Genomic DNA, 23,111 nt, shown 5'->3' on the forward strand with positions numbered 1-23,111 from the left:
GCCGGCAAGGCTGCTGCGTCTTTTATTTGCCATCACAAAGAATAGTGAAGCTGTTTGCACGAGAGCACAGCCTTTGCATACATTGAAAAGTATAACTTTTCTAATTGAAGAGCATACTTGCATACAAAGGAGAATTTTAATACAATAGCTTTATATATTTTAAAGCAAAAACTATGATGAGGAATAGTAATGATGTAGTTCCGCTCATTAGAGAGCTGGCGGGAGGTGCAAGCCAGCCGGGACTGTCATGAACTCGCCTTGGAGTTGCAGGTGTGAACCACAGTAATGCCTGCCGTTTTCCGCGTTAAGGATGAATGAAGAGAGCGGCAATGCCGCTAATGTGGGTGGTACCGCGGGAGAATACATATCCTCTCGTCCCTGTTTTGGGATGAGGGGTTTTTTTATGGTCTTTTTCGCTGTAAAGCAGACCGGCAAAACCTTTCCCCAAAAGAAAAATTCATATTATGCAGGAGGAAAGCACAATGAGCTTCAATCACAGGGAGATTGAAAAGAAATGGCAAAAGTCTTGGGAAGCCAATAAAACATTTAAAATGGGCGAGGAAAAGGGAAAAAGCAATTTTTATGCGCTTGATATGTTCCCGTATCCTTCAGGCGCCGGACTTCATGTCGGGCATCCGGAAGGATATACAGCGACAGATATTCTGTCCCGTGTAAAAAGGATGCAGGGCTATAATGTACTCCATCCAATGGGCTGGGATGCTTTCGGGCTTCCGGCAGAACAATATGCCCTGGACACAGGCAATGATCCGGCAGAATTCACGAAGAAAAATATCGATACATTCCGCCGCCAGATCAAATCGCTTGGATTTTCATATGACTGGGACCGGGAAATCAGCACGACGGACCCGGAATATTATAAGTGGACACAATGGATTTTCACTAAGCTGTATGAAAAAGGGCTTGCCTATATTGACGAAGTGGCTGTCAACTGGTGCCCGGCACTTGGAACAGTCCTGGCTAATGAGGAAGTAATCGACGGCAAGAGTGAGCGCGGAGGGCACCCGGTAGAGCGCCGCCCGATGAAGCAGTGGATGCTGAAAATCACGGCTTACGGCGACAGGCTGCTTGAGGATCTGGAAGAGCTTGACTGGCCGGAAAGCCTGAAGGACATGCAAAGGAACTGGATCGGCCGTTCTGAAGGCGCAGAAGTGACCTTCAGCATTGAGAACCATGAAGGGACATTCACCGTCTTTACAACCCGTCCTGATACGCTGTTTGGTGCGACTTATGCGGTGCTTGCACCAGAGCATTCTCTTGTTGAAAGCATTACGGCTGAAGACCGGGTTGAGGCGGTCGAAGCATATCTTGAAAAAGTGAAGAGCAAAAGCGACCTTGAGCGTACAGATCTGGCGAAAGAGAAAACAGGCGTATTTACCGGCGCTTATGCCATCAACCCTGTTAACGGCGAAAAAATGCCGATCTGGATTGCCGACTATGTGCTTGCAAGCTATGGAACCGGGGCCATCATGGCCGTTCCTGCGCATGATGAGCGCGACTATGAGTTTGCGAAGGAATTCAGCCTGCCGATCAAGGAAGTTGTGGCAGGCGGAGATATCGAAAAAGAAGCGTATACAGGCGACGGGGAGCATGTGAACTCCGGATTCCTTGACGGCCTTCAGAAGGAAGAGGCCATTTCCAAAGCGATTGAGTGGCTTGAAGAAAAGGGCATCGGGACGAAGAAAGTAACTTACCGCCTCCGCGACTGGCTGTTCAGCCGCCAGCGCTATTGGGGAGAGCCGATTCCGATCATCCATTGGGAAGACGGCACAATGACTGCTGTACCGGAATCAGAGCTGCCGCTGATGCTTCCGAAAACAACAGAAATCAGACCATCCGGAACAGGAGAATCACCGCTCGCCAATATTGATGAGTGGGTCAATGTGACAGATCCTGAAACAGGCAAAAAAGGGCGCCGTGAGACCAATACAATGCCGCAATGGGCGGGAAGCTGCTGGTATTATCTGCGCTATATCGATCCTAAAAACGAAAATGCGATCGCTGATGCCGACCTGCTGAAAGAATGGCTTCCGGTTGATATTTATATCGGCGGTGCCGAGCATGCGGTTCTGCACTTGCTGTATGCACGCTTCTGGCATAAGTTCCTGTATGATATCGGTGTGGTTTCTACCAAGGAGCCGTTCCAGAAGCTGTTCAACCAGGGGATGATCCTTGGAGAGAACAATGAAAAAATGAGCAAATCAAAAGGCAATGTAGTGAATCCGGATGAAATCGTCGAGTCACATGGGGCCGACACACTGCGCCTGTATGAAATGTTCATGGGGCCGCTCGAAGCCTCTGTTGCCTGGTCAACAAACGGTTTGGACGGAGCCCGCCGCTTCCTTGACCGTGTTTGGAGGCTGCTGATTGACACTGATGGAAACCTGCACAGCAGAATAAAGGATGCAGAGCCGGAATCAAGCCTTGAAAAAGCCTACCATCAGACAGTTAAAAAGGTAACAGAAGACTATGAGGGGCTGCGGTTCAATACAGCCATTTCACAGCTGATGGTATTCATCAATGAAGCTTATAAAGCAGAGACACTGCCGGTAAGCTATATTGAAGGTTTTGTTAAAATGCTGTCGCCGATTGCCCCTCATATCGCAGAAGAGCTTTGGGAGAAGCTTGGCCACAGCGGCACTATCTCTTATGAAGCTTGGCCTGCTTATGATGAAGCCAAGTTGGTCGATGATGAAGTTGAAATCGTCATCCAGGTCAACGGCAAGGTTAAAGCGAAGCTAATGGTGCCTGCTGATGCGGGACGTGAAGCCTTGGAGCAGATTGCGATGGATGATGATAAAATCCAGGAGCAGATTGATGGCAAAACAATCCGCAAGGTCATTGCCGTCCCAGGAAAGCTTGTTAATATTGTAGCCAACTAAAGCAAGGAATCCCCTGTTTCAGCGAGAAACGGGGGATTTTTTAAGGCAGGGAAGATGATTGCGATAGAAACTGTCATCAATGGAACCAGTTTTTTGCCTTATTTTACTTCCTTTGTTTATACTAATCATATTGGGTAGACGAATTAATGAGAGGGTGTCATAGATGGAAAATATTGAAATTATCACAACAGAAGAGCTGGAACAGTTGCTGAAGGAAGGCAAGAAGCTCGAGCTTGTAGACGTAAGGGAAGACGAAGAAGTGGAGCAGGGCATGATTCCCGGCGCCAAGCATATCAGGATGGGAGATATTCCTGCCAATATGGACTATTTTGATGATGAGAAAGAATATATTTTTATCTGCCGCTCCGGCCGCCGCAGTGAGAACGTCTGCTATTACATGCAGGACCAGGGCTATAAAGTCCGCAATATGGCTGGCGGAATGCTCGAATGGAAAGGCGAAACGAAGTAAAGAAGAAAGCTGCCTGTCGCAGGCAGCTTTTTATCATGGTTATAGTTTCTGAATATTTCGTCCATACTCTTAAAAAAGCAATTGAGGAGGGACAAAGTTGATTAAAGTGAAGCTCTTTGACCATGAGCATGAAAAAGATCTTGAAAAGGATATGAACCATTTCCTGGAACGGATTGATGAAAACAGGCTGATCGATATTAAATATAATGTTGCAGCCATCCAGGAAGAGGAAGAAGAACAAATTTACTGCTTTTCCGCCATGGTTGTTTACCGGTCCTGAACAGATGGGCCGTTTTTTTAATAGGACGCAGCTTCTGCTGCATTGGAACCGGCAAGCCTGCCTGTCACCAGCGCTGAGGTGATGTTATAGCCGCCGGTATAGCCGTGGATATCCAGGATTTCACCGCAAAAATAGAGGCCGGGCATCAGCTTGGAGGCCATTGTCTGCGGTTCGATTTCTTTTGTGGATACACCGCCGCCAGTGACGAATGCTTTTTCAATCGGAAGGGTGCCATCGGCTTTAAATTGAAATGCCTTGCAGCTTTTTACAAACAGGCGGATCTTTTCATGCGAAATGGTCCCGCCCTGAGCAGATGGATCGATTTCATTCCAATCGAGCAGGAACAGCAGGTAGCGTTCCGGCAAAAGTCCTTTCAGGATGTTTTTAATGCTCTTTTTTGGATCAGCCTTTATGATGGAGGACACTTCCTGGAATAACGGCTCTTCCTTCCGGTCCGGAACAGCATCAAGGCTTAATACGACTTGTTTAAGATCCCACTTCTTCATCGCTTTCACCACATACTGCGAACATCTCAGGACGGCAGGGCCGCTTACGCCGAAATGGGTGAAGAGCATGTCCATCTTATGGGTGATAAGGGGCTTGCCTTTAGGATTCAGGACACTTAGAGCTGCATCCCTGAGAGCAAGCCCCTGCAGAACTTTATTTTTTATAAATGGCTCAGAAGAAGTGACAGGCACCTCTGTCGGGAACAGATCGGTGATCGTGTGTCCGGCTTTTTCCGCCCATGCGTAGCCATCCCCTGTAGAACCGGTATGCGGGACTGACTTGCCTCCCACCGCAATAACCAGCGACCTGGCATCATACTTTGCTCCATTTTTCAGAAATACTGTATGCCCATTCTCCCCATAAGAAATATCCTCCACCGGTGAATCGGTTTTCACCTCGACACGGAGCTCCTTCATTTTTGAAAGGAGCGCATCAACGACCGACTGGGCCTTGTCTGTGACAGGGAACATCCTGCCATGGTCTTCCTCTTTCAGCTGGATGCCCATATCCTCGAAGAAGCTGATGATATCTTCGTTGCTGAAAATAGAAAATGCGCTGTATAAGAACCTGCCGTTGCCGGGAATATGCTTTATGATCTCATCGATGGGCAGGCGGTTCGTAACATTGCAGCGGCCTCCGCCTGAAATGGCGAGCTTTCTGCCAAGTTTGTTTCCCTTGTCGATAAGAAGGACTTTCATTCTCTTTTCTGCCGCCGCAATCGAAGCCATCAGGCCTGATGGACCGCCTCCAATTACAATTACATCGTACATTTTTTCACCAACTTTATTTACTTTTTGCTTTTTTAACATTAGTACAAACGGAAGGGAAAGGCAAATTTATTCAGGGGGAACACGTCTAATCTGGCGGGGCCTGCCCGATCTGCGTATTTTTCTGGTGGGACGCCCGGCAATCTAGTAGCTTTGGGGGCGAAAGAAGGGTAAACTACTAATAGTGTGTTTACATTTCGACAGAAACTGATAAAATTGGCGGTCTTGCGGCATGATGCCGGCCGCATGGATGAATGAAGCAAGATTTTCTTTTTAGGAAGGGATTATATGTCATCTAAGCTTTTAAGAGGTACCTTTATTTTAACCCTCGGAACCATTATTTCAAAGGTTCTGGGCCTGTTTTATGTAATACCGTTCTACCGGATTGTAGGGGACCATGGAAGTGCTTTATACCAGTACTCCTATGTTCCGTATACGATTTTTATCAGCATTGCTACAGCGGGGATCCCCCTTGCTGTTTCCAAGTTTATCGCCAAGTATAATGCCCTTGAAGAGTATGCTGTCGGCAGAAAGCTTTTTAAGTCCGGCCTTGTCGTCATGCTCTGCAGCGGGATTTTCTCATTTTTAATTCTTTTTTTTTCGGCCCCGGTCCTTGCAGAATTATTCATTCCTGACTCTGATCTGGACTCCAGTGTCAGTGATGTTATTACTGTCATCAGGGCAGTAAGCTTTGCTTTGATTGTTGTCCCGTTCATGAGTTTAATCAGAGGATTCTTCCAGGGCCATCAATCGATGGGACCGTCTGCCGTGTCACAGGTTGTTGAACAGATTGTCCGCATTGTCTTTTTGCTTGCCGGTGCCTATATTGTCCTGAACTGGATGGGCGGAAGCCTGGTCAAAGCTGTCAGCGTGGCAACTTTTGCTGCATTCATAGGAGCAATTGGCAGCCTTGCGGTACTGTTCTGGTACTGGTATAAACGGAAATCCCATTTGGATGACCTCCTCCTTCAAGACAAAGGGACGATGGATATTTCCCTGAAGGATATGTATAAAGAAATTCTCATATATGCTGCACCATTTATCTTTGTCGGCCTTGCCAACCCCTTGTTTCAAATCATTGACCAGCTCACATTCAACAGGGCGATGGCAGAAATTGGCCTTGCCGGGCAGGCTGAGTCATCACTGGCGGTGCTGAACTTTCAGGCGCATAAGCTGGTGATCATCCCAGTGTCGCTGGCAACGGCCTTTTCACTGACGCTTGTCCCTGCCATAACGAAGGCGTTCACAGATAATGACCGTATGAGCCTGAACAAGCAGCTGAACCAGACATTCCAGGTGCTCCTTTTTCTTACATTGCCTGCCGCAGCGGGGCTTTCACTGCTGGCTGAGCCGGTTTTCACTGTCTTTTACGAGCATAAGGAATTGGGTACAGAGGTTTTGAGAACGTATGCCCCGGTGGCGATGCTGTTTTCCTTGTTCTCCGTTACAGCGGCGATCCTGCAGGGCATCAATGAACAGAGATTCACGATTCTGAGCCTGCTTGTCGGTCTGCTCGTCAAGCTGAGCCTGAATATTCCGCTCATCAAGCTGATGGAAACACAGGGAGCAGTATTGGCTACAACCCTTGGATACACTGCAGCCATACTGATCAATTTATATGTCATCAGGACCTATGCGGAATATCCATTCCGCCTGGTCGTCAGAAGGAGCCTGCTGATCATCCTGTTCACGGCATTCATGTTTGCCGGAACTGCAGTATCCTATAAACTGCTGACATTATTCCTGTCTCCGGCTTCTACCATCCAGTCGCTGATCATCATTTTCATTTGTGCAGGCATTGGAGCAGCCATCTATTTTTACTTGGCCTTCAGAACAAGGCTTGTTTATTTCCTATTTGGACAAAGAGTGGAGAAAATCAAACAGAAGCTCCGCCTCCGCTTTTAATAAAGCCAAACGAAAGGCCGCCGCAGCACGAAGCGGGGCCTTTCATTTTTTTCCGTGAAGGGGTGCTAGAGCTCCGGATTATAGTAGATTGGGGCGGATCCGCCGAGCCCGAGCCTGCGCTCAATGCGGTTCAGCCTCCTGTTGAACCGGCTGCATTGTTTGTTAAGCTGCTCGACGGTGCGTTCAAGCTCGATGACGCGCTGCAGAATCTGGGCATCTCCCTGGGATAAAAAAGAAGGAGATGTACGGAAGACAGGGTGCAGGGGATAAGGGCAGACGGGAAAATAGTGAATAAGAAGCGCTCCTTTCATTTTGTAAAAAGTTCTACTATACTCAGGTAAATAACCAGATAGTGCAGTCTATGATAAAAGCAGTGGTCCCGGGACTGAAATTTTTAAGGAGGAAGAAGGATGAGAATTGATAAAGTGCTGGCCAATCTTGGATACGGCAGCAGGAAAGAGGTAAAAAAGCTGCTTAAGGACGGTTCGGTGACCGTCAATGATGAAAAGATCAAAGATGCCAAGCAGCATGTCGATCCTGAAAAAGATCTGATCCGTATAAACGGAGAAACCGTCGAATACAGGGAATTTATTTATTTGATGATGAACAAGCCGCCGGGCGTCATTTCAGCAACAGAAGATAACAGAGATGAAACGGTCATTGATCTCCTTGAGGCAGAGGATCTGATCTTTGAACCTTTTCCGGTCGGAAGGCTTGATAAGGATACGGAGGGTCTGCTTTTGATTACGAATGATGGCCAGCTGGCCCACCGCCTGCTCTCCCCAAAGAAGCATGTGCCGAAAACGTATTTTGCAGTCATAGACCAGGAAGTGACGGAAGAAGATGTCACTGCCTTCCGCAAAGGAGTCATCCTGGATGACGGCTATGCGACAAAGCCGGGAGAGCTCAATATCCTGAAGTCCGGAGAACGGTCTGATATCGAATTGACGATCACAGAGGGAAAGTTTCACCAAGTCAAAAGAATGTTTGAAGCTGTAGGGAAGAAAGTGGTATATCTGCAGAGGCTTTCGATGGGGCCGCTGCGGCTTGATGAGACGCTCGAGCTTGGTGAGTACAGGGAGCTGACAGAGGAAGAGCTGCAGTCTCTGATGGAATATGAAGTGAAGTAACAAAAAAATCGCCTGATAAGGGCGATTTTTTTGTTTATGGATCCCCCGAGCCCGGGAGACTGTATTTACGATGATAATTTAACTTTTCTTTGCGTCGTCGTCCATTTTCCTCTGCTCGGACTGATGACTAAATCATTATAGGCCAGGACATTCAAATCTCGTTGTATGGTGCGAGGAGTAATACCAAATTCCTCTACAAGCTCCTGAGTTGTTACAGTTCCGCGCTTACAAATAAACATGTAGACGGCTTTAATGCGGTTTAACATCCGGTTAGTCGAAGGTTTCAAAGAACCACTCCCTATCCTTTTTTCAAACCTTTGGCAAATTCCTGCAACCGACAGCTTCGATGAAGAAACATGTCTTCAAGGTATGTAGTTTTCTTTTCCCCAGACAACTCCTTTTCTAATCATTAAAGAATGTTCTAGATGTCATACTTCTACAATAATTGTACTCTTTCTTGCTTGATAATGCTACTTTAATACTTGAATTTACAAAAGATTAACACATTTTGGTTGGAATTGGCTCCATTTCCATACTGGTGCCTGCCTGATCAGAAACTTGCATGATGCCTGGCTCTCTTTACATCTCTATGCATTTAAGTATCTGCATATGTGTTTACCAGCTTTTTTTTAATGGGCCTATTTACCTGTATTCCCAAATGGGGAAATTCATTATAATCAATGAGTAATTTATGCAGATAACTGAAGGGGATGGAATTATTTGAATCATTCGTTGCGTGAACAGCTCGTACACAGAAAAGAAAGTCTCTATTTTGCTTTTGTCATTTTATTCGGCATCCTTACGTATTTGCTATTATCTATAACTATTATTGGCATTATCATGCTGGCCATTTTGCTGACTGCCACCATCATTCTCCACGGGCTGATGATGGCCGGAATCCGCAGGAACGGTGTAAAGCTTGGGAAAAAGCAATTCCCAGAGCTGTATGGAAAGGCGGTTTCAGTGGCCGGGCAGATGGGGCTTGCGAAAGTCCCGGATATTTATATTGTGGAATCCGAAGGGGTTCTCAATGCTTTTGCAGCCAGGTTTTTCAGAAAAAATATGGTGGTGCTGTATTCTGGTATTTTTGAATTGATTGAGCAGAAAGCGGAGAAGGAGGTATTGTTTGTACTGGCACACGAGTTTGCCCATCTGAAACGAAGGCATGTGACAGTCAGCTTCCTCCTGCTGCCTGCTCTGTGGGTGCCATTTTTGGGAAATGCGTATTTAAGAGCTTGCGAGTATACCTGTGACCGCTATGCTGCCTACTATACTGAGTCTTATGAAGCTTCCAGGAATGCGCTGACAATGCTTGCCATCGGGAAAGAATTATATAAGAAGGTCGACCAGGAAACCTATATGGAACAGATCGAGTCGGAGCAGGGCATTTTCATATGGCTGAATGAGAAGCTTTCCACTCATCCGCATCTTCCGAAAAGGCTGCATGCACTGGCACAGTTTTTTGCCCCGGAAACGGCACTGGTGCTTAAAGAGAAGCAAAGTACTGTCTGGATTGGTTCTATCGCAGCTGTGCTCTTTCTGGCCCTTGCCGGAACAGGGCTATGGTTTGGCTTAAAAGGAATCGAAAATCTTGATATGCTCTCAGATATGCCAATTGATGGACCAGTAGAAGAAGTGGAAGGAATTACGCCTCTGATGGAGGCTGCAGAGACAAGTGACCTCGCCTCTATTGAAAACCAGATTGGGAATGGAGCTGACATTAATGCTGCTGACAGTGAAGGCTCAACTGCCCTGCACTGGGCCGTGTACAGCGGACAGGCCGATGCCGCCCGGCTCCTGGCAGAACACGGAGCTGATCCAAATACAGTGGATGCCTATGACACAACGCCTTTAATGAGCTCGGTTTTTGCAGATGATGCCAGTATGGCTGAATTGCTTCTGGAATATGGGGCAGATCCGTTATATACAGATGCAGAGGGCCTTACAGCCTATGATTACGCTCAGGAATACGGAAACCCTGAAGTATTGGAAGTGCTTAAGCCTTATTATGAATAAGAAATGAACGCTGCTGAAGAGTTCAGCAGCGTTTTTTGGTGCTTACCATGAGTTTTTCGAGTAAGCGTTGTCTGCCGTCTGAACAAACACCGTGCTATAATATGGAAAAAAGCAGCGGGAAAGGGGAGAGAGATATGAAGGTGGGAACGATTAAAGAAATCATCAGGCACCCTGTCAAATCCTTTGGCGGTGAAAGTGTGGCAGAGACGCGGCTGATGTCTTACGGATTATATGGAGACAGGAGCCATGCTTTCCTGGACACGTCGAGGCCCGGGAAATTTCTGACCATTACCCAGGCTCCCGAGATGGCCACATTTTCAGCGCGTTTTGCAGGAAAGGAACAGGATAACATGTTTCCGGCAGTCATCATCAGAATGCCTGACGGGAGTAGCGCCAAATGGGGCGATCCCCGCGTAGCAGGTTATTTAGAAAGCCTCACAGGCAAAAAAACTGAGCAGATTCAATACTCGCCAAAGAGTGTACCTTTAGGTCCAATAGAAGAGGAGCATCTGCAGCTCGTTTCCGCCGCTTCATTGAGAAAGCTCGGTGAAATGCGGGGCAGAGAAGTTGATCACCGGCGCTTCCGGGCCAATATTATCCTTGATATTGAAGGATCTGTTCCCTTTGCAGAAGAAAGCTGGTTTGGGAAAAAGCTGATCATCGGCAGCGGAGGATCCGCTATCATGATTAAGCGTCATTGTGAAAGATGCCAGATCATCACAGTCGATCCGGAGGATGCCGGTAAGGATGCCGCCCTTCTGAAAATGGTTGCCAAAGAAAGGAGCAATCATTTCGGCGTCTATGCTTCAGTGGTGCGTACAGGTCCGATCCGAACAGGTGATGCAATCTATCTTGCAGATTGACCAAGGAAACTTTTTCCTTCTCTTCGCCGTATATATATCGGGGGGAAAACAATGAAACTATTAACAGCGCAAATAAAACAGGCGGGATACAGCAAAGAGGCTCCATATCTGCAGGATATTCAATTTGAAGTCCATTCAGGAGAGCAGATCGGCCTGATCGGGGCGAATGGTGCGGGAAAGAGCACTACGATCAAAACGATCCTTGGCCTGATGGATTATACAGAAGGAGAAACCGTTTTTAAAGAGGGGATCAAATATTCTTATGTTCCCGAGCGGCCCATCTTTTATGACGAGCTTACATTATGGGAGCATCTCGACTTCATTGCTGCAGTAGAAGGGCTCAGCGATCAGGAATACAGGGAGCAGGCGGAAGAGCTGCTGGAGCTGTATAAGCTGGCAGACTATGCACATGATTATCCCCATACATATTCAAAAGGGATGCAGCAGAAGGCCATGCTGGTCCTCTCTCTGATCATCAATCCTTCTGTATATATCATTGATGAGCCTTTCATCGGCCTGGATCCGAATGCAACAAGGCTTTTCCTGGAATCAGTCGAAAAGGAGCGCCAAAAGGGTGCAGGCATTTTGATGTCGACCCATGTTCTGGACACTGCCGAAAAGGTTTGCGACAGGTTTATAATCATTAATAAAGGCAGGGTCGCGGCATCAGGGACCATGGATGAAATCAGGCAGCAATGCGGCCTGCCGGGCGGGTCGCTGTTCGATTGCTTCCACATGTATTCAGAGGAGCATGTAAATGACTAGCAGCAGGCTCCTTTTTAAAAGGCTTTCGGCAGAATGGAAATATCAGTACAGCGTCTTCAGATCAATTGCGGACTGGACCATCATACTTTATCTGGCGGTTCCTGCAGCAGTCATCTCCTTTTTCATATACAGATCCTGGTGGACAGAAATGCCCGGGTGGATTTTAATGGTGCCGGCAGCTTTCCTGTTCCTTCCAGGCTATATTGCCTCATGGGGCGGCCATTACCGAACCTTTATCCAGGAGGCAGATAAGGTATTTCTAATTAAAAACCGGAAGCTTTATTTCGGCCTTAAAAAAGGAGCTTTTTTCTATTCTCTTCTGGCTGGAGCATGCCAGGCAGCCTTCATAGCCATTCTGCTGCTTCCCTTTTTAATAGGGCACTACGGCTTTACAATGCTATATGCCGTTTCTTATTTCCTGTTTTTCTTTTCCTGCAGAGTATTTATTATGTGGCTGAAGCAAAATCTGAGGAAGATAGAAGGGAAGCTTTTAAGGATACTATTCAGTCTTGCAAGCTTTGTGCTGTTAAGCTGGATGGTCCAGCTGGTTTTTGCCCTGTGGCTCGGGGGAAATCTGCTGGCCTTTAATATGTCGGCTATTCTGCTGCTTGCCCTGGGAAGCTTCCTATACAATAGGAATCTGTCCAAAACACATACCTTTGATACTGAAGCGGCATTTGAGAGGGAGGAACGAGTCAAATATACAGGCTTAATTTTCCAGCTTTCCTATGAGGTAGAGATGCCTTCGCCTTCCGCAGTAAGAAAAAAGCCTTTTTTGTTCAGGCAATCAAAAAGGATCTTTAAAAAAAGGACGGTCTCTGCCGGATTTCTGGAAGTTTTCATTAAAGTATTCCTGCGCAACCCGTCTTATTGGGGAAACTATTTAAAAATCATATCACCTGCAGTGGCAGCGATCGTCATCATTCCGCCTATCTGGTTTAAAACACTTATAGCCATCGGCTTCCTCATCATGATGTTTTCCTGGCTGCAGATGGTTTGGGGGAAAATTACTATCTCCCACCCCCTCACAAAAAAATACGGTGAAAGAGATGCGTATTTTTCGGCAAGGACCAAAGCGGTATGGGCTCTCTTTCTTCTGTCCATCATTCTTGTTATACTGGCGGCAGCGGGAGGACTTTGGCTGACAGGCGAGATGCCTGCTGGCAGCCTTTCTCTTTGATTTAAGGTTTTCCATTGAAATGATTTATAATGGAAGAGCGAAATTGGTTTAATTATTCCGGATGCAGCCGGTCTGCTTTTTGAATGTACATAAGGAGGATTTGTATGAAAAACATTGATTGGCAGAAAGAAATAGAAGAACGTGAGCAGGCTTTCCTGGCTGATACCCAGAAGCTTCTGCAAATCAGGAGCATTCTTGATGAAGAGAATGCGACTGAAGATGCCCCTCTGGGAAAAGAAGTCAAAGAAGCACTTGATTTTATGCTGGAGCTGGGCAGCAAGGACGGATTCTCCGTGAAAAACACCGGCAATCTTGCTGGACATATTGAGTTTGGGAGTGGAGAAGAAATCGTCGGGATTCTTTGCCACGTCGATGTTGTTCCTGAAGGTGACGGATGGACAAGCGATCCTTTTGCTGCAGAAATAAGGGATGGAAAGATTTTTGCACGCGGGGCGCTGGATGATAAAGGGCCTACAATGGCCGCTTATTATGCTATGAAAATAGTCAAGGAGCTTGGGCTGCCGCTGAGCAAAAAAGTGCGGATGATTGTCGGGACGGACGAAGAGAGCGACTGGCGCTGTGTGGACCATTATTTCAAGCACGAGCAGATGCCTGATATCGGCTTCGCCCCAGATGCTGATTTTCCGATCATCTATGCAGAAAAAGGAATTTCCGACTTTGACCTTGTTCAGGAAAGCACAGCAGAAAATCAGGATGGCGATGTCAAGGCAGAAGTTGCTTCATTCCAGTCCGGCCGAAGATACAACATGGTCCCTGACTATGCCAAAGCATCCCTGCTTGTCCATCATGAACAGACAGAGGTGCTGCAGCGTTTTGTAGATTTCCAGAAGCAGCATGACCTGAAAGGCAGCTATCATGTGGATAATGGTGAGTTGATTCTTGAGGTTGAAGGAATTTCTGCACATGGGATGGAGCCTGATAACGGGAAGAATGCAGGCTTATATTTAGCTAAATTCCTGTCAGAGCTTTCAATCGATTCAAAGGCAGCCCAATTTTTCAGCTTTGCTGACCGCTTTTTCTTCAAGGATTCCCGCGGCAGGCAGCTGGGCGCGGCCTACTCTGACGATATCACAGGCGACCTGACCATCAATCTTGGAAAGATAAGCTATTCACAGGCAGAAGGCGGACGGCTTGGATTGAATCTCCGCTACCCTGTCACCAATGATATGGCTTTAACCAAGGAAACGGTCATGGCTGCTGCTGGAAAAGAAGGGTTCCGCCTCGAAAACTTTACAGATTCCAAGCCCCATCATGTGGATGAGGATACTTTCCTGATCCAGACCCTGAAAAAAGTGTATGAGGAGCAGACTGGAGATGAGGCCAAGCTCATCTCGATCGGGGGAGGAACGTATGCCCGTTCCCTGAAGGCCGGTGTCGCTTTTGGCCCATTATTCCCTGACAGGGAGGACATTGCCCACCAGAAGGATGAATATATGTTTATTGAGGACCTTGTAAAGGCTGCAGCCATCTATGCACAGGCTATTTATGAGCTGGCAAAATAAAAGAAACAGGCTGAATATTGTATAGGGGAGGAACGAAAGTGGAATATGCAATCCTGAATGGGGAATTGATTGAACGCAAAGATGCCAAGGTTGACATTGAAGACAGAGGCTATCAGTTTGGCGATGGTGTCTATGAAGTAATCCGGGTATATAACGGCAAAATGTTTACAGCTGAGGAACACCTGAACAGGCTGTCTGAAAGCTGTGAAAAGATCGGACTGAACCCTGGTTTTACAAAGGAAGAGCTAAAAACGAAACTGGAAGAGCTGATCGGGAAGAACAAAATTGGTTTCGGAACAGTCTACCTTCAGTATTCAAGGGGCATTTCGCCAAGGAATCACGCCTTTCCGGGCAGTGAAGTCCCTGCCGCTTTCGTAGCTTATACCCGTGAAGCTGCGCGGCCGGAGGAGAATATGAAATCGGGGATCAAGGCAATACTGACTGAAGATATCCGCTGGCTCCGCTGCGATATTAAAAGCCTTAACCTTCTTGGCAATTTGCTGGCCAAGCAGAAGGCAGCCCAGTCTGGGTGCTTTGAAGCCATCCAGCATCGGGGCCATACAGTGACCGAGGGCAGCTCATCTAATATCTTCATCGTAAGCGGCGATAAACTGGTGACACATCCGGCTGACCATTTCATTCTTAATGGGATATCACGGCAAAAAGTGCTCGAGATTTCCCGTGAGAATGATATTCCGTTTGAGGAAAAAGCATTCACGATTGATGAGCTCCTTGGTGCAGATGAAATCTTCATTTCCAGCACAACAGCTGAAGTGATGCCGGTCATCGGGATTGACGGCAGTCCTGTGAAGAACGGTAAGCCAGGAGAGCTGACGCAGAAGCTGCAAGGCCTATTCCTCGAAAAAATTGAAAAGGAATGCGGAAGCATTCAAACAGGTGCGTTGAACAGCTGAAAAAAACCGGCCAGGCACTCCAGATCAGGAGACATGGCCGGTTTTTTCATATAAAGCTGTTTCCGTCATTTATACTATCTTACTCAAAACGGAACAGGTCGCTGGAAAGGTATCTTTCTCCTGTATCACACACAATGAAGACGACTGCATCTTCGGGTGTGAGCTTTTTGGCGACTTCGATGGCCGCAAAGCAGGCTGCCCCTGAGGAAGGGCCGACAAGGATGCCTTCCTCCCTGGCGAGCCTCCTTGTTGTGTCATAAGCCTCTTCGTCCTTGATCTGGTGGATTTCATCATAAACATCCTGATTAAGGATTTCAGGGATAAAACCGGGGCTGGTGCCTACAAGCTTATGCTTGCCGGGCTTGCCTCCTGAAAGGACTGGAGAGCCCTTCGGTTCAACAACGTGGACCTCAAGACCCGGATATTTCTCTTTCAGCACCTCTCCGGTTCCGGTGATCGTTCCGCCTGTGCCTGCAGTCGCGACGAAAGCAGACAGGGGCTTTCCGATCTGTTCCATCCCATCAATGATTTCAAGTGCGGTTGATTTTCTGTGGGCATCGGGATTTGCTTCATTATCAAATTGCATCGGGACAAAGCTGTCCGGGATTTCCTCTGCAAGCTCCAGCGCTTTTTTGATTGATCCGGGCATCTTTTCATCACCTGGTGTGAGGACCACTTCCGCCCCATACGCTTTCAGCAGATTGATCCGTTCAAGAGTCATTGTGTCAGGCATAACAAGAATGGCCTTATAGCCGCGTGCAGCAGCATTCATCGCAAGGCCGATCCCGGTATTCCCGCTTGTAGGCTCAATGATGGTTGACCCTTTTTTCAGCCTTCCTTCTTCCTCTGCTTTAATGATCATATTAAAAGCTGCCCGATCTTTGACGCTTTTGCTCGGATTGTAAAATTCGAGCTTTGCATAAATGGCTGCCCCATTCTCTGGGGCCAGCCTGTTCAGCTTCACGAGCGGCGTGTCGCCAATCAAGTCAGACAGGTTGTCTACAACCTTCATAAAACTCTTCCTTTCTAAAAATAATAATAAAGCTATTTTGCATTCCTTCAGCAAATCTCATGCAAAAGGAGGGAAAACTAAATGATTTTCATTTAATGCTCTGCTCCATAATCATACCTAAAAGGTGGGAAGGCTATCAAATCTTAAGGATTTTCCGGCAGCTTTTTGTTCCCGGCTGTGCAAATTTTGTTAAAATAAATAGAAATGTCGTGGAAAGGGCGTTTTATTGATGCAAACACATTATTTTTTTGCTGTGCGGCTTCCTGACGATGCCAAAGAAAAGCTGAAGCTGAAATGCGAAGCGGCAGCAGGAATGCTTGAATTTCAAAAATGGGTCCATTATCAGGATTATCATATTACGCTGGCCTTTCTGGGAAATGCAGGGAAGGATCAGCTGCAGCATGCAGCCAGGCTTGTCAGGAAGGCACTTGAGGAAGAGGAAGCTTTCAGCCTATCCACCTCAAGGTTTGGCGTCTTCGGAAAGCCGGATAAGCCCAGGATCTTTTGGTCGGACACAGCAGCCCAGCCCAGGCTTGGCGAGGTAAGGAAGAAAGTTTTTGATGCCTGTAAGGAAGCAGGCTTTCAGCTGGAGACCCGGCCATTTAAGCCGCATATCACTCTGGCAAGGAAGTGGGCAGGCATCAGCCCTTTTGAGCCGGACCTTTTGGGAAATGAATCTGTTTTAACAGAGACAATCTCATTTCCTGCCGCAGAAGTGGTTTTATATCAGACGCATATGGATAGAAGTCCTAAATACGAAGCAATCGAGGTTTATACACTGAAATAAAATACAAGGAAACAAGGAAGGCAGAGGGAATGGGACAGTTAATAAAGCTACAGGATTATATTTCACGCTATGAACAGGATATCTTTTTATATCCTTCCAGATATGTCCGACTGAAGAAGCAGCGGTGGGCACAGCTTTTGGACGCATGGGAAAATTACGATGGTCGGTTTTTCGGCCCTGAACCGGGACAAGCAGAGGATGATTGGAAGCTGGAAGAGAAACAGCCCCTGTCAGAGAGGATTAAGGGAATATTCAGCCTGAAGAGGAAGTCAGAGGACGCTGAGCCGGTTCCTGAAAAGGCAGTGGAAGAGAAGCTCGATTTTGATCCGCAGTTTGCCTCAAGGCCGGATACGGCAGATGAATTGAAGCAGCAATTCCTGGATCAGCTTTTTAGATTTCAAATGAAGTGGGCGAGCTCGACCATCATGGAAAAATCATTTGTTCAGAGATCCTTTTTCTATGACCCCGAGCTCCGCTTCCTCCTTCAGCGTTTTCCGGACACCTATCTGCTTCTTTATAAGCCTGTATTCCGTTTGAAAAAAGCGCCTGTAGAGGCAGAATCGGTCTTTATTACGCCGACTGGGGCCTATTGCCTTTCCTTTATGGAAGAAGATGAGCAGGCTGTTTTCATCGGTTCCAAGGAGCATTTCTGGTTAAAAAGGACAGGGAAGGAAGAAAAGAAAATACTGAATCCGCTCATCGCCCTGGACCGGACAGAAAAAATTGTAAAGAGCATTTTTCAAATGTATGAAATTGATTTCCCGGTACATAAAGTATTAGTAAGCCGGAAAGGCTATTTTGATTATCCGAATGTACCATATGGGGTGGAGCTGATTGAGAAGCGCGGATTCGAGGAGTGGTTTGAAGCTATGAGGAAAAACACGTCCCCCATCAAGCATATCCAGCTTAAAAGCGCGCAGATCCTCCTGCAATATTGCCAGACAACCTGTGTGAAACGCCCGGAATGGGGAGAAGTTGAATAAGGCACATGATCTTAAATACATTTCTAGGCAATTATCAAAAGGTCTTGTAGTAATTCATCCTGATTTTGGGCTCGTTCGTGTGAATAGCTGTTAAGACACCCTTTAAAAAATGCCCTGGGCAAGGTTTGGGGCAGCCTGTATTACAGGTAATAAGGAAGTACTCAGAGGAAAGCCGAGAATAGAAGCGGAGTGAGACGATGATCACAGTGGAACGGATGTACCATGCATACCTTGATGAATTGAATATCATTGCCATCCTGCTTCCCCGTTCTTATTACAATGGCAGCTGTTCTGAATTTGCTCTTTCAGGCCAGGAAGGGAAGAAGGAGCTCTTTATTAAAGAACAGCAGGAACTGGAAGAGGAGATTAAATATATTTGCACCTTCGAAGGTGATCTGGATCTCGGAACAACCTGCTGGATCCATGATGAACATGGGGGGAAGACAGACCTTCAGATTGGATCTGTCATCCGGACAGAGGCATTTGATGAAAAATATTATTATAGCGGGAGCCTGGGGTGCTTTTATACAGAAGAACAGACAGTGTTCAAGCTATGGGCCCCTACCGCCACTCAAGCCAGGCTGTCGTTAGAAGAGCCAGGGAAGGGTATCACGGAATATGCAATGGAAAGAGGAGATTACGGTGTCTGGTCCTATTGTGCCGAGGGAGATCTTGAACTTCATGCCTATACTTACAAGGTATGCATCGATCTTGAGTGGCGGGAGGCTGCAGACCCATATGCTGCCGCGCTTACAGCCAATGGGGAGAAAGCCGTCGTTGCCAGCCCCGGGAAAATAAAGATGCCTGAGCTTGAGCTTCCGGAGCTGGAACATGATACAGATGCGGTTATATACGAAACCCATATCAGGGACTTTACCATCCATCCCGGGAGCGGCGCGGATAAAAAAGGCACATACCGCGGTGCGGCAGAGCTGGGTACAAAGGGGCCGGAGGGCTGTTCGACCGGCCTTTCCTACGTAAAGGAGCTGGGGGCGACCCATATCGAGTTCCTCCCCTTCCACGACTTTGCGGGGGTGGATGAGCTCGGGGGAAAATCGGATTATAACTGGGGCTATAACCCGCTCCACTTCAACGCGCCTGATGGCAGCTACTCCGAGGATCCTTCAGACCCGTATTTGCGGATCCGTGAGCTGAAGGACTTGATTTCAGCTGTCCATTCCCAGGGCCTGCGGGTCATAATGGACGCTGTGTACAACCATGTCTATATAAGGGAATCATCCGATTTTGAAAAGCTTGTACCAGGCTATTACTTCCGGCACGATGAGTTCGGGATGCCATCAAATGGAACCGGGGTAGGCAATGACTTTGCCTCTGAGAGGAAGATGGCAGGGAAGTTCATCGTCGATTCCGTGAAGTTCTGGCTGCATGAATATAAAATTGACGGGCTGCGCTTTGATCTGATGGGAATCCTGGATGTCGGGACGATGCAGGAGGTCAGGAAAGCTGCAGATGAAGCCGGCAGGCATATTCTCATCATTGGGGAGGGGTGGGACCTTAACACTCCTCTCCCGCAGGAACAAAAGGCCAATCTGCGCAACCAGGCCAAGCTCGAGAGGATCGGCCAGTTCAATGACTGGTTCAGGGATTCTATTAAGGGAAGCACATTCAATATTTATGATAAAGGATATGCACTGGGAAATGCACATTACCGCGAGGATGCGAAACAGGTTCTTGCCGGAAGCATCGGAATGGGGAAAAAGGCTAAGCCTCTCTTCCGTTCTCCGGGGCAGTCTGTGAACTATGCCGAATCGCATGATAACCATACACTATGGGATAAGCTTGGCGCATGTTTCCCTGAAGAGAGAGAGGAATTCAAGGTGAAGCACCACCGGCTTGCGACGGCAATGGTCATCCTTGCACAGGGAATTCCTTTCCTTCACAGCGGACAGGAGTTCTTCAGGACAAAAAATGGGGACGGCAACAGCTATCGGTCCCCAAATGAGGTCAACTGGCTTGATTGGGAGCGCCGGCTTCACTATCAGGATAATGTGGACTATATAAAAGGGCTGATTAGCATAAGGAAGAACATCAAAGCTTTCCGTTTTCACAGCACAGACCTGATCAGGAGGCATATGCAGTTCATCCAGGCAGAAGAGCCGATGATTGCATTCGAGCTGCAGGATATCAGGGAATTCGGGGGCTATGATTCCATCAGGGTATGTTTCAATCCTTCCCGGGAAGAGCGGAAGTTCCCTGCTGATGGAGAATGGGAAGTTTTGGCGGACGGAGACAGGGCGGGTGCAGAACCGGTAAATACTGTGAATTCGGGCGCTGCAATAATTGCCCCATGCAGCCTGCTGATCCTTGCCAGAAGGTGAAAGAAGCTGCCCTTTTGCCCGCCCGAAGCTGAATCGGGATCAAACCATAAAAATTGAAAAAGAAATCATTATAATAAAATACTGTTTTTATCTCTGATTGACTTGACTAGAAAACACGCTAAGAGATAAAATTTATAAGATAGCTATTGCAGGACATTTGCTTCAATAGCTTTTTTTTATTTTACTTTGCTTTTCTATACAATAGTCCTTTAATCAATTAGCGGCGGAATGGACAGGAGCGGGCTTTGCTTTCTTTGCAGTTCCGCATATATAGATAGGAGACTGTAAAAGGCCTGGCTGAGATGCGGGCCTTGCACTTTCCTTACTCGCATTTAATTTGCAGAAAAACATTGTAGGTGAACAATTTTGGAACATTTATTCGGACAAGATTGGGAGATAGTTCCTGCCGGAGGAGCGACAGGTGAAGCGTTTTTTGCCCAGCATGAAGAGCAGCAATTATTCTTGAAGCGGAATTCATCGCCTTTTCTCGCTGTTTTGTCAGCAGAAGGAATTGTTCCAAAGCTTGTGTGGACAAAAAGGCTTGAAAATGGGGACGTCATAACAGCCCAGCAATGGCTTGCCGGAAGGGAATTGAAGCCGGGGGATATGGAAGATGAGCGGGTAGCCAGGCTTCTCAAGAAAATCCATGACTCCAGGCCGCTCCTTGGGATGCTTAGCAGGCTGGGAAAATCTCCCCTGAAGCCAGAGGCAATACTGAACGCGGTCACAGAAGAGCTGGATGAAGAAATCCGCAGACTGGATGCTGTCAGGAAAGCCCTTGGGTTCCTTGAAAAGGAGAAGGGGAATATCTTCTGTGAAGATATGGTCGTCTGCCACTGCGATGTCAATCATAACAACTGGCTGCTCACAGAGAACGACCAGCTGTATCTGATTGATTGGGATGGGGCAATGATTGCCGACCCTGCCATTGATCTCGGGATGCTCTTATACTGGTACATCCCCCGTGATAAATGGCATTCCTGGCTGAAGCGGTATGGAATGGAATTAACATCCTCCCTTGCCCTTCGCATGAAATGGTATGTGGCTGCCCAGACTTTGACATCGATTCAATGGCATAAAAGCAAGGGGAGATATGAAGAAATGGATAAGTGGATCCAGTTCATCAAGGAGCTTGACCTGGGCTAGGAAAGCTGGTCAATGCTCTCTACCCACTGGGAGAGCTCCTGCTGGTGCAGCTCTATATGGCCGTCGAGATTGGAAGAGCCGGCGCCGTTTTGGCTGTAGCTGTAAATCTGCTCCAGTACTGTCCTTACCTCCTGGCCGATATTTGCATTGACCATGAGGGATTTTACCAAGCGCTCCAATTGTTCACACTCTGAAACCGACCCGCAGCAGTCTGTCTGATGGCTGCTTAATATATCCCTCAGCAGGGTTAGTTGATCTGTATGGCACAGCGGCATATGATTCAGCATCCTTTCTATTTGTACATGAATGGGATTGAGGCACCAACAAAAAAAGGAATTCACATTTATCATGTGAATTCCTTTTTTTTATTATTCATCAGCTTATCTTTTATAGATGGTTGACAGGCTTTCCGATATAAAGGCTCTGTCTCTTTGATCTGACTTTCTGAGTCCATTTTCTGTTCCTAAGCTTCTCATACGGATAGACAGTCACACTGTAGCCAAGGAACATGATGCCTATAACTAAAAGGACGGCCATTTCCAATCCTGTCTCAATCAATTTTCCCATGTATATTTCCAGCTCCTTTTGATGCCTGAAGGAAAAGCATTTCAGGCTCGGGTTTTTCCGTTCGGGTACACTCTTAAAACCTTAACAAAACATCATATAAATGAAAAACGCGGTTTCGATTGATATACAGGAGATATTTCCGGTAACATAAGATGAACGCGCTTTAACAGACAGTGCCCTTACATATGCGGCCGGATGCTCCCCGATCCTTCCTGAACGAGGGTTGCATCGATAGGGAAGGCATGGTATTGTTTGAACGATATTATTATTTAGGGGTGTCCTCATGAGACAAAGAAACAAGCCTTGGGCTAAAGATAAATTAATGCAGCATCCGCAGTATGTCATCCTGGAGCCGATTCAGCATAAAGGAAAATGGGCTGAAGTATTTGAAGAAGACCAGCCGCTCCATATAGAAATTGGAACAGGGAAAGGCCGATTCATCACAGGGATGGCAAAGGCCAATCCTCATATCAACTATATCGGCATAGAATTGGCAGAAAGCGTCATCGTGACTGCCCTTGATAAGCTTATTGAAGAAGAGCTTCCAAACCTTAAGCTGATGAATGCCAATGCCAAGAACCTGGCTGAGTATTTCGATAAAGGGGACGTAGACAGGGTTTACCTTAATTTCTCAGACCCTTGGCCAAAGACCCGTCATGAAAAAAGAAGGCTCACTTTCAAAAGTTTCCTTGATGTCTACAAAAGCATCCTTGTCGATAAAGGAGAAATCCATTTCAAGACTGACAACCAGGGGCTGTTCGAATATTCACTTACAAGCTTCTCCGAATACGGACTCCTCCTCACTTACGTCAGCCTCGACCTTCACAACAGCGACTATGAAGGCAATATCATGACCGAATACGAAGAAAAATTCTCCGGCAGAGGCAGCAGAATCTACCGCTCTGAAGTGAGATATCAATAAAATTGCATAAAGCTGCTCGTGAGCGGCATTGGTATAGAAAAAAGGAGTACGGACATTTCGTACTCCTTCTTTGGTTATGTTTTTTAGGATTTACTGTGAAAGGCCACAACAATTGTTCATTTGTTTAGCTTTTTAA

General features: G+C 47.0%; 22 protein-coding genes and 1 other annotated feature. Of the genes, 16 read left to right on the forward strand and 6 right to left on the reverse strand.

Annotated features, from left to right (window positions below):
- Positions 1 to 164 precede the first annotated feature (164 nt).
- Positions 165 to 383: a binding site (T-box leader), on the forward strand.
- A 99-nt stretch (positions 384 to 482) separates the two neighbouring features.
- The 3 genes from leuS (at position 483) to ABU165_RS00390 (ending at position 3,649) form a co-directional block, all read left to right on the forward strand.
- Positions 483 to 2,900: a leucine--tRNA ligase gene (gene leuS, locus ABU165_RS00380; RefSeq protein ID WP_009795254.1), complete on the forward strand. Its 2,418-nt coding sequence runs from the start codon at positions 483 to 485 to the stop codon at positions 2,898 to 2,900.
- 163 nt (positions 2,901 to 3,063) lie between these two features.
- The gene (locus tag ABU165_RS00385) at positions 3,064 to 3,369 is read left to right on the forward strand and encodes a rhodanese-like domain-containing protein (protein WP_009795252.1); all 306 of its coding nucleotides are present in this window, start codon (positions 3,064 to 3,066) and stop codon (positions 3,367 to 3,369) included.
- Between the two features lie 97 nt (positions 3,370 to 3,466).
- Positions 3,467 to 3,649 (forward strand): sporulation protein Cse60, encoded by a 183-nt coding sequence (locus ABU165_RS00390; RefSeq protein ID WP_009795251.1) that lies wholly within the window; start codon positions 3,467 to 3,469, stop codon positions 3,647 to 3,649.
- Between the two features lie 17 nt (positions 3,650 to 3,666).
- Here the strand turns inward: ABU165_RS00390 and ABU165_RS00395 are convergent, their stop codons facing one another.
- A complete protein-coding gene (locus ABU165_RS00395; RefSeq protein ID WP_022544296.1) occupies positions 3,667 to 4,926 on the reverse strand; it encodes a BaiN/RdsA family NAD(P)/FAD-dependent oxidoreductase in 1,260 nt (419 codons plus the stop codon).
- A 285-nt stretch (positions 4,927 to 5,211) separates the two neighbouring features.
- On the opposite strand from ABU165_RS00395, the gene ABU165_RS00400 reads away from it, so the two are divergent.
- A complete protein-coding gene (locus ABU165_RS00400; protein WP_318059615.1) occupies positions 5,212 to 6,828 on the forward strand; it encodes a putative polysaccharide biosynthesis protein in 1,617 nt (538 codons plus the stop codon).
- Positions 6,829 to 6,893: 65 nt separating this feature from the next.
- Here ABU165_RS00400 and ABU165_RS00405 read toward each other — a convergent pair whose 3' ends face one another.
- Positions 6,894 to 7,139 (reverse strand): hypothetical protein, encoded by a 246-nt coding sequence (locus ABU165_RS00405; RefSeq protein WP_022544295.1) that lies wholly within the window; start codon positions 7,137 to 7,139, stop codon positions 6,894 to 6,896.
- A 99-nt stretch (positions 7,140 to 7,238) separates the two neighbouring features.
- Here ABU165_RS00405 and ABU165_RS00410 point away from each other — a divergent pair, with 99 nt between their 5' ends.
- Positions 7,239 to 7,958, forward strand: a complete 720-nt coding sequence (locus ABU165_RS00410; RefSeq protein WP_009795248.1) for a pseudouridine synthase — start codon at positions 7,239 to 7,241, stop codon at positions 7,956 to 7,958.
- A 65-nt stretch (positions 7,959 to 8,023) separates the two neighbouring features.
- Here the strand turns inward: ABU165_RS00410 and ABU165_RS00415 are convergent, their stop codons facing one another.
- Positions 8,024 to 8,245, reverse strand: a complete 222-nt coding sequence (locus ABU165_RS00415; protein WP_009795247.1) for a DeoR family transcriptional regulator — start codon at positions 8,243 to 8,245, stop codon at positions 8,024 to 8,026.
- 433 nt (positions 8,246 to 8,678) lie between these two features.
- Here ABU165_RS00415 and ABU165_RS00420 point away from each other — a divergent pair, with 433 nt between their 5' ends.
- The 6 genes from ABU165_RS00420 to dat all read left to right on the forward strand — a co-directional run bounded on the left by ABU165_RS00420 (position 8,679) and on the right by dat (position 15,219).
- On the forward strand, positions 8,679 to 9,974 hold the full coding sequence (locus tag ABU165_RS00420) for a M48 family metallopeptidase (protein WP_318059614.1): 1,296 nt from the start codon (positions 8,679 to 8,681) through the stop codon (positions 9,972 to 9,974).
- 134 nt (positions 9,975 to 10,108) lie between these two features.
- Positions 10,109 to 10,837, forward strand: coding sequence for an MOSC domain-containing protein (locus tag ABU165_RS00425; protein ID WP_129613898.1), 729 nt, complete (start codon positions 10,109 to 10,111; stop codon positions 10,835 to 10,837).
- Between the two features lie 51 nt (positions 10,838 to 10,888).
- Positions 10,889 to 11,602: an ABC transporter ATP-binding protein gene (locus ABU165_RS00430; RefSeq protein ID WP_318059613.1), complete on the forward strand. Its 714-nt coding sequence runs from the start codon at positions 10,889 to 10,891 to the stop codon at positions 11,600 to 11,602.
- Positions 11,595 to 12,782 carry an ABC transporter permease gene (locus ABU165_RS00435; RefSeq protein WP_318059612.1) on the forward strand — a complete coding sequence of 396 codons (1,188 nt, stop codon included), beginning with the start codon at positions 11,595 to 11,597 and terminating at the stop codon, positions 12,780 to 12,782. The genes ABU165_RS00430 and ABU165_RS00435 overlap by 8 nt, the downstream gene beginning before the upstream one ends.
- A 104-nt stretch (positions 12,783 to 12,886) precedes the next feature.
- Positions 12,887 to 14,305, forward strand: coding sequence for a dipeptidase PepV (gene pepV, locus ABU165_RS00440; protein ID WP_318059611.1), 1,419 nt, complete (start codon positions 12,887 to 12,889; stop codon positions 14,303 to 14,305).
- Positions 14,306 to 14,343: 38 nt separating this feature from the next.
- A complete protein-coding gene (gene dat, locus ABU165_RS00445; RefSeq protein ID WP_129613901.1) occupies positions 14,344 to 15,219 on the forward strand; it encodes a D-amino-acid transaminase in 876 nt (291 codons plus the stop codon).
- A 79-nt stretch (positions 15,220 to 15,298) separates the two neighbouring features.
- On the opposite strand, the gene cysK is transcribed toward dat, so the two are convergent.
- Complete coding sequence (gene cysK, locus ABU165_RS00450) at positions 15,299 to 16,231, reverse strand: cysteine synthase A (RefSeq protein WP_009795240.1); 933 nt, start codon at positions 16,229 to 16,231, stop codon at positions 15,299 to 15,301.
- 229 nt (positions 16,232 to 16,460) lie between these two features.
- Between cysK and thpR the strand changes: the two genes are divergently transcribed.
- The 4 genes from thpR to ABU165_RS00470 all read left to right on the forward strand — a co-directional run bounded on the left by thpR (position 16,461) and on the right by ABU165_RS00470 (position 21,486).
- Entirely contained in the window at positions 16,461 to 17,018 is a 558-nt protein-coding gene (gene thpR / locus ABU165_RS00455; RefSeq protein ID WP_129613902.1) for an RNA 2',3'-cyclic phosphodiesterase, read from the forward strand.
- A 29-nt stretch (positions 17,019 to 17,047) separates the two neighbouring features.
- Complete coding sequence (locus ABU165_RS00460; protein ID WP_129613903.1) at positions 17,048 to 18,001, forward strand: NERD domain-containing protein; 954 nt, start codon at positions 17,048 to 17,050, stop codon at positions 17,999 to 18,001.
- Between the two features lie 197 nt (positions 18,002 to 18,198).
- Positions 18,199 to 20,340 carry a type I pullulanase gene (pulA, locus tag ABU165_RS00465; protein WP_318059610.1) on the forward strand — a complete coding sequence of 714 codons (2,142 nt, stop codon included), beginning with the start codon at positions 18,199 to 18,201 and terminating at the stop codon, positions 20,338 to 20,340.
- A 366-nt stretch (positions 20,341 to 20,706) separates the two neighbouring features.
- Positions 20,707 to 21,486 carry a phosphotransferase family protein gene (locus ABU165_RS00470; RefSeq protein WP_009795234.1) on the forward strand — a complete coding sequence of 260 codons (780 nt, stop codon included), beginning with the start codon at positions 20,707 to 20,709 and terminating at the stop codon, positions 21,484 to 21,486.
- Here the strand turns inward: ABU165_RS00470 and ABU165_RS00475 are convergent.
- Positions 21,483 to 21,761: a YtzH-like family protein gene (locus ABU165_RS00475; protein ID WP_009795233.1), complete on the reverse strand. Its 279-nt coding sequence runs from the start codon at positions 21,759 to 21,761 to the stop codon at positions 21,483 to 21,485. The genes ABU165_RS00470 and ABU165_RS00475 overlap by 4 nt on opposite strands.
- 112 nt (positions 21,762 to 21,873) lie before the next feature.
- Positions 21,874 to 22,053 carry a hypothetical protein gene (locus tag ABU165_RS00480; RefSeq protein WP_009795231.1) on the reverse strand — a complete coding sequence of 60 codons (180 nt, stop codon included), beginning with the start codon at positions 22,051 to 22,053 and terminating at the stop codon, positions 21,874 to 21,876.
- Between the two features lie 283 nt (positions 22,054 to 22,336).
- Here ABU165_RS00480 and trmB point away from each other — a divergent pair, with 283 nt between their 5' ends.
- Complete coding sequence (gene trmB, locus ABU165_RS00485; RefSeq protein ID WP_022544290.1) at positions 22,337 to 22,975, forward strand: tRNA (guanosine(46)-N7)-methyltransferase TrmB; 639 nt, start codon at positions 22,337 to 22,339, stop codon at positions 22,973 to 22,975.
- The last annotated feature ends 136 nt before the right edge of the window (positions 22,976 to 23,111 follow it).

The organism is Cytobacillus sp. T106, from assembly GCF_040492155.1.
Taxonomy (GTDB): Bacteria; Bacillota; Bacilli; order Bacillales; family Cytobacillaceae; genus Bacillus_AB; species Bacillus_AB infantis.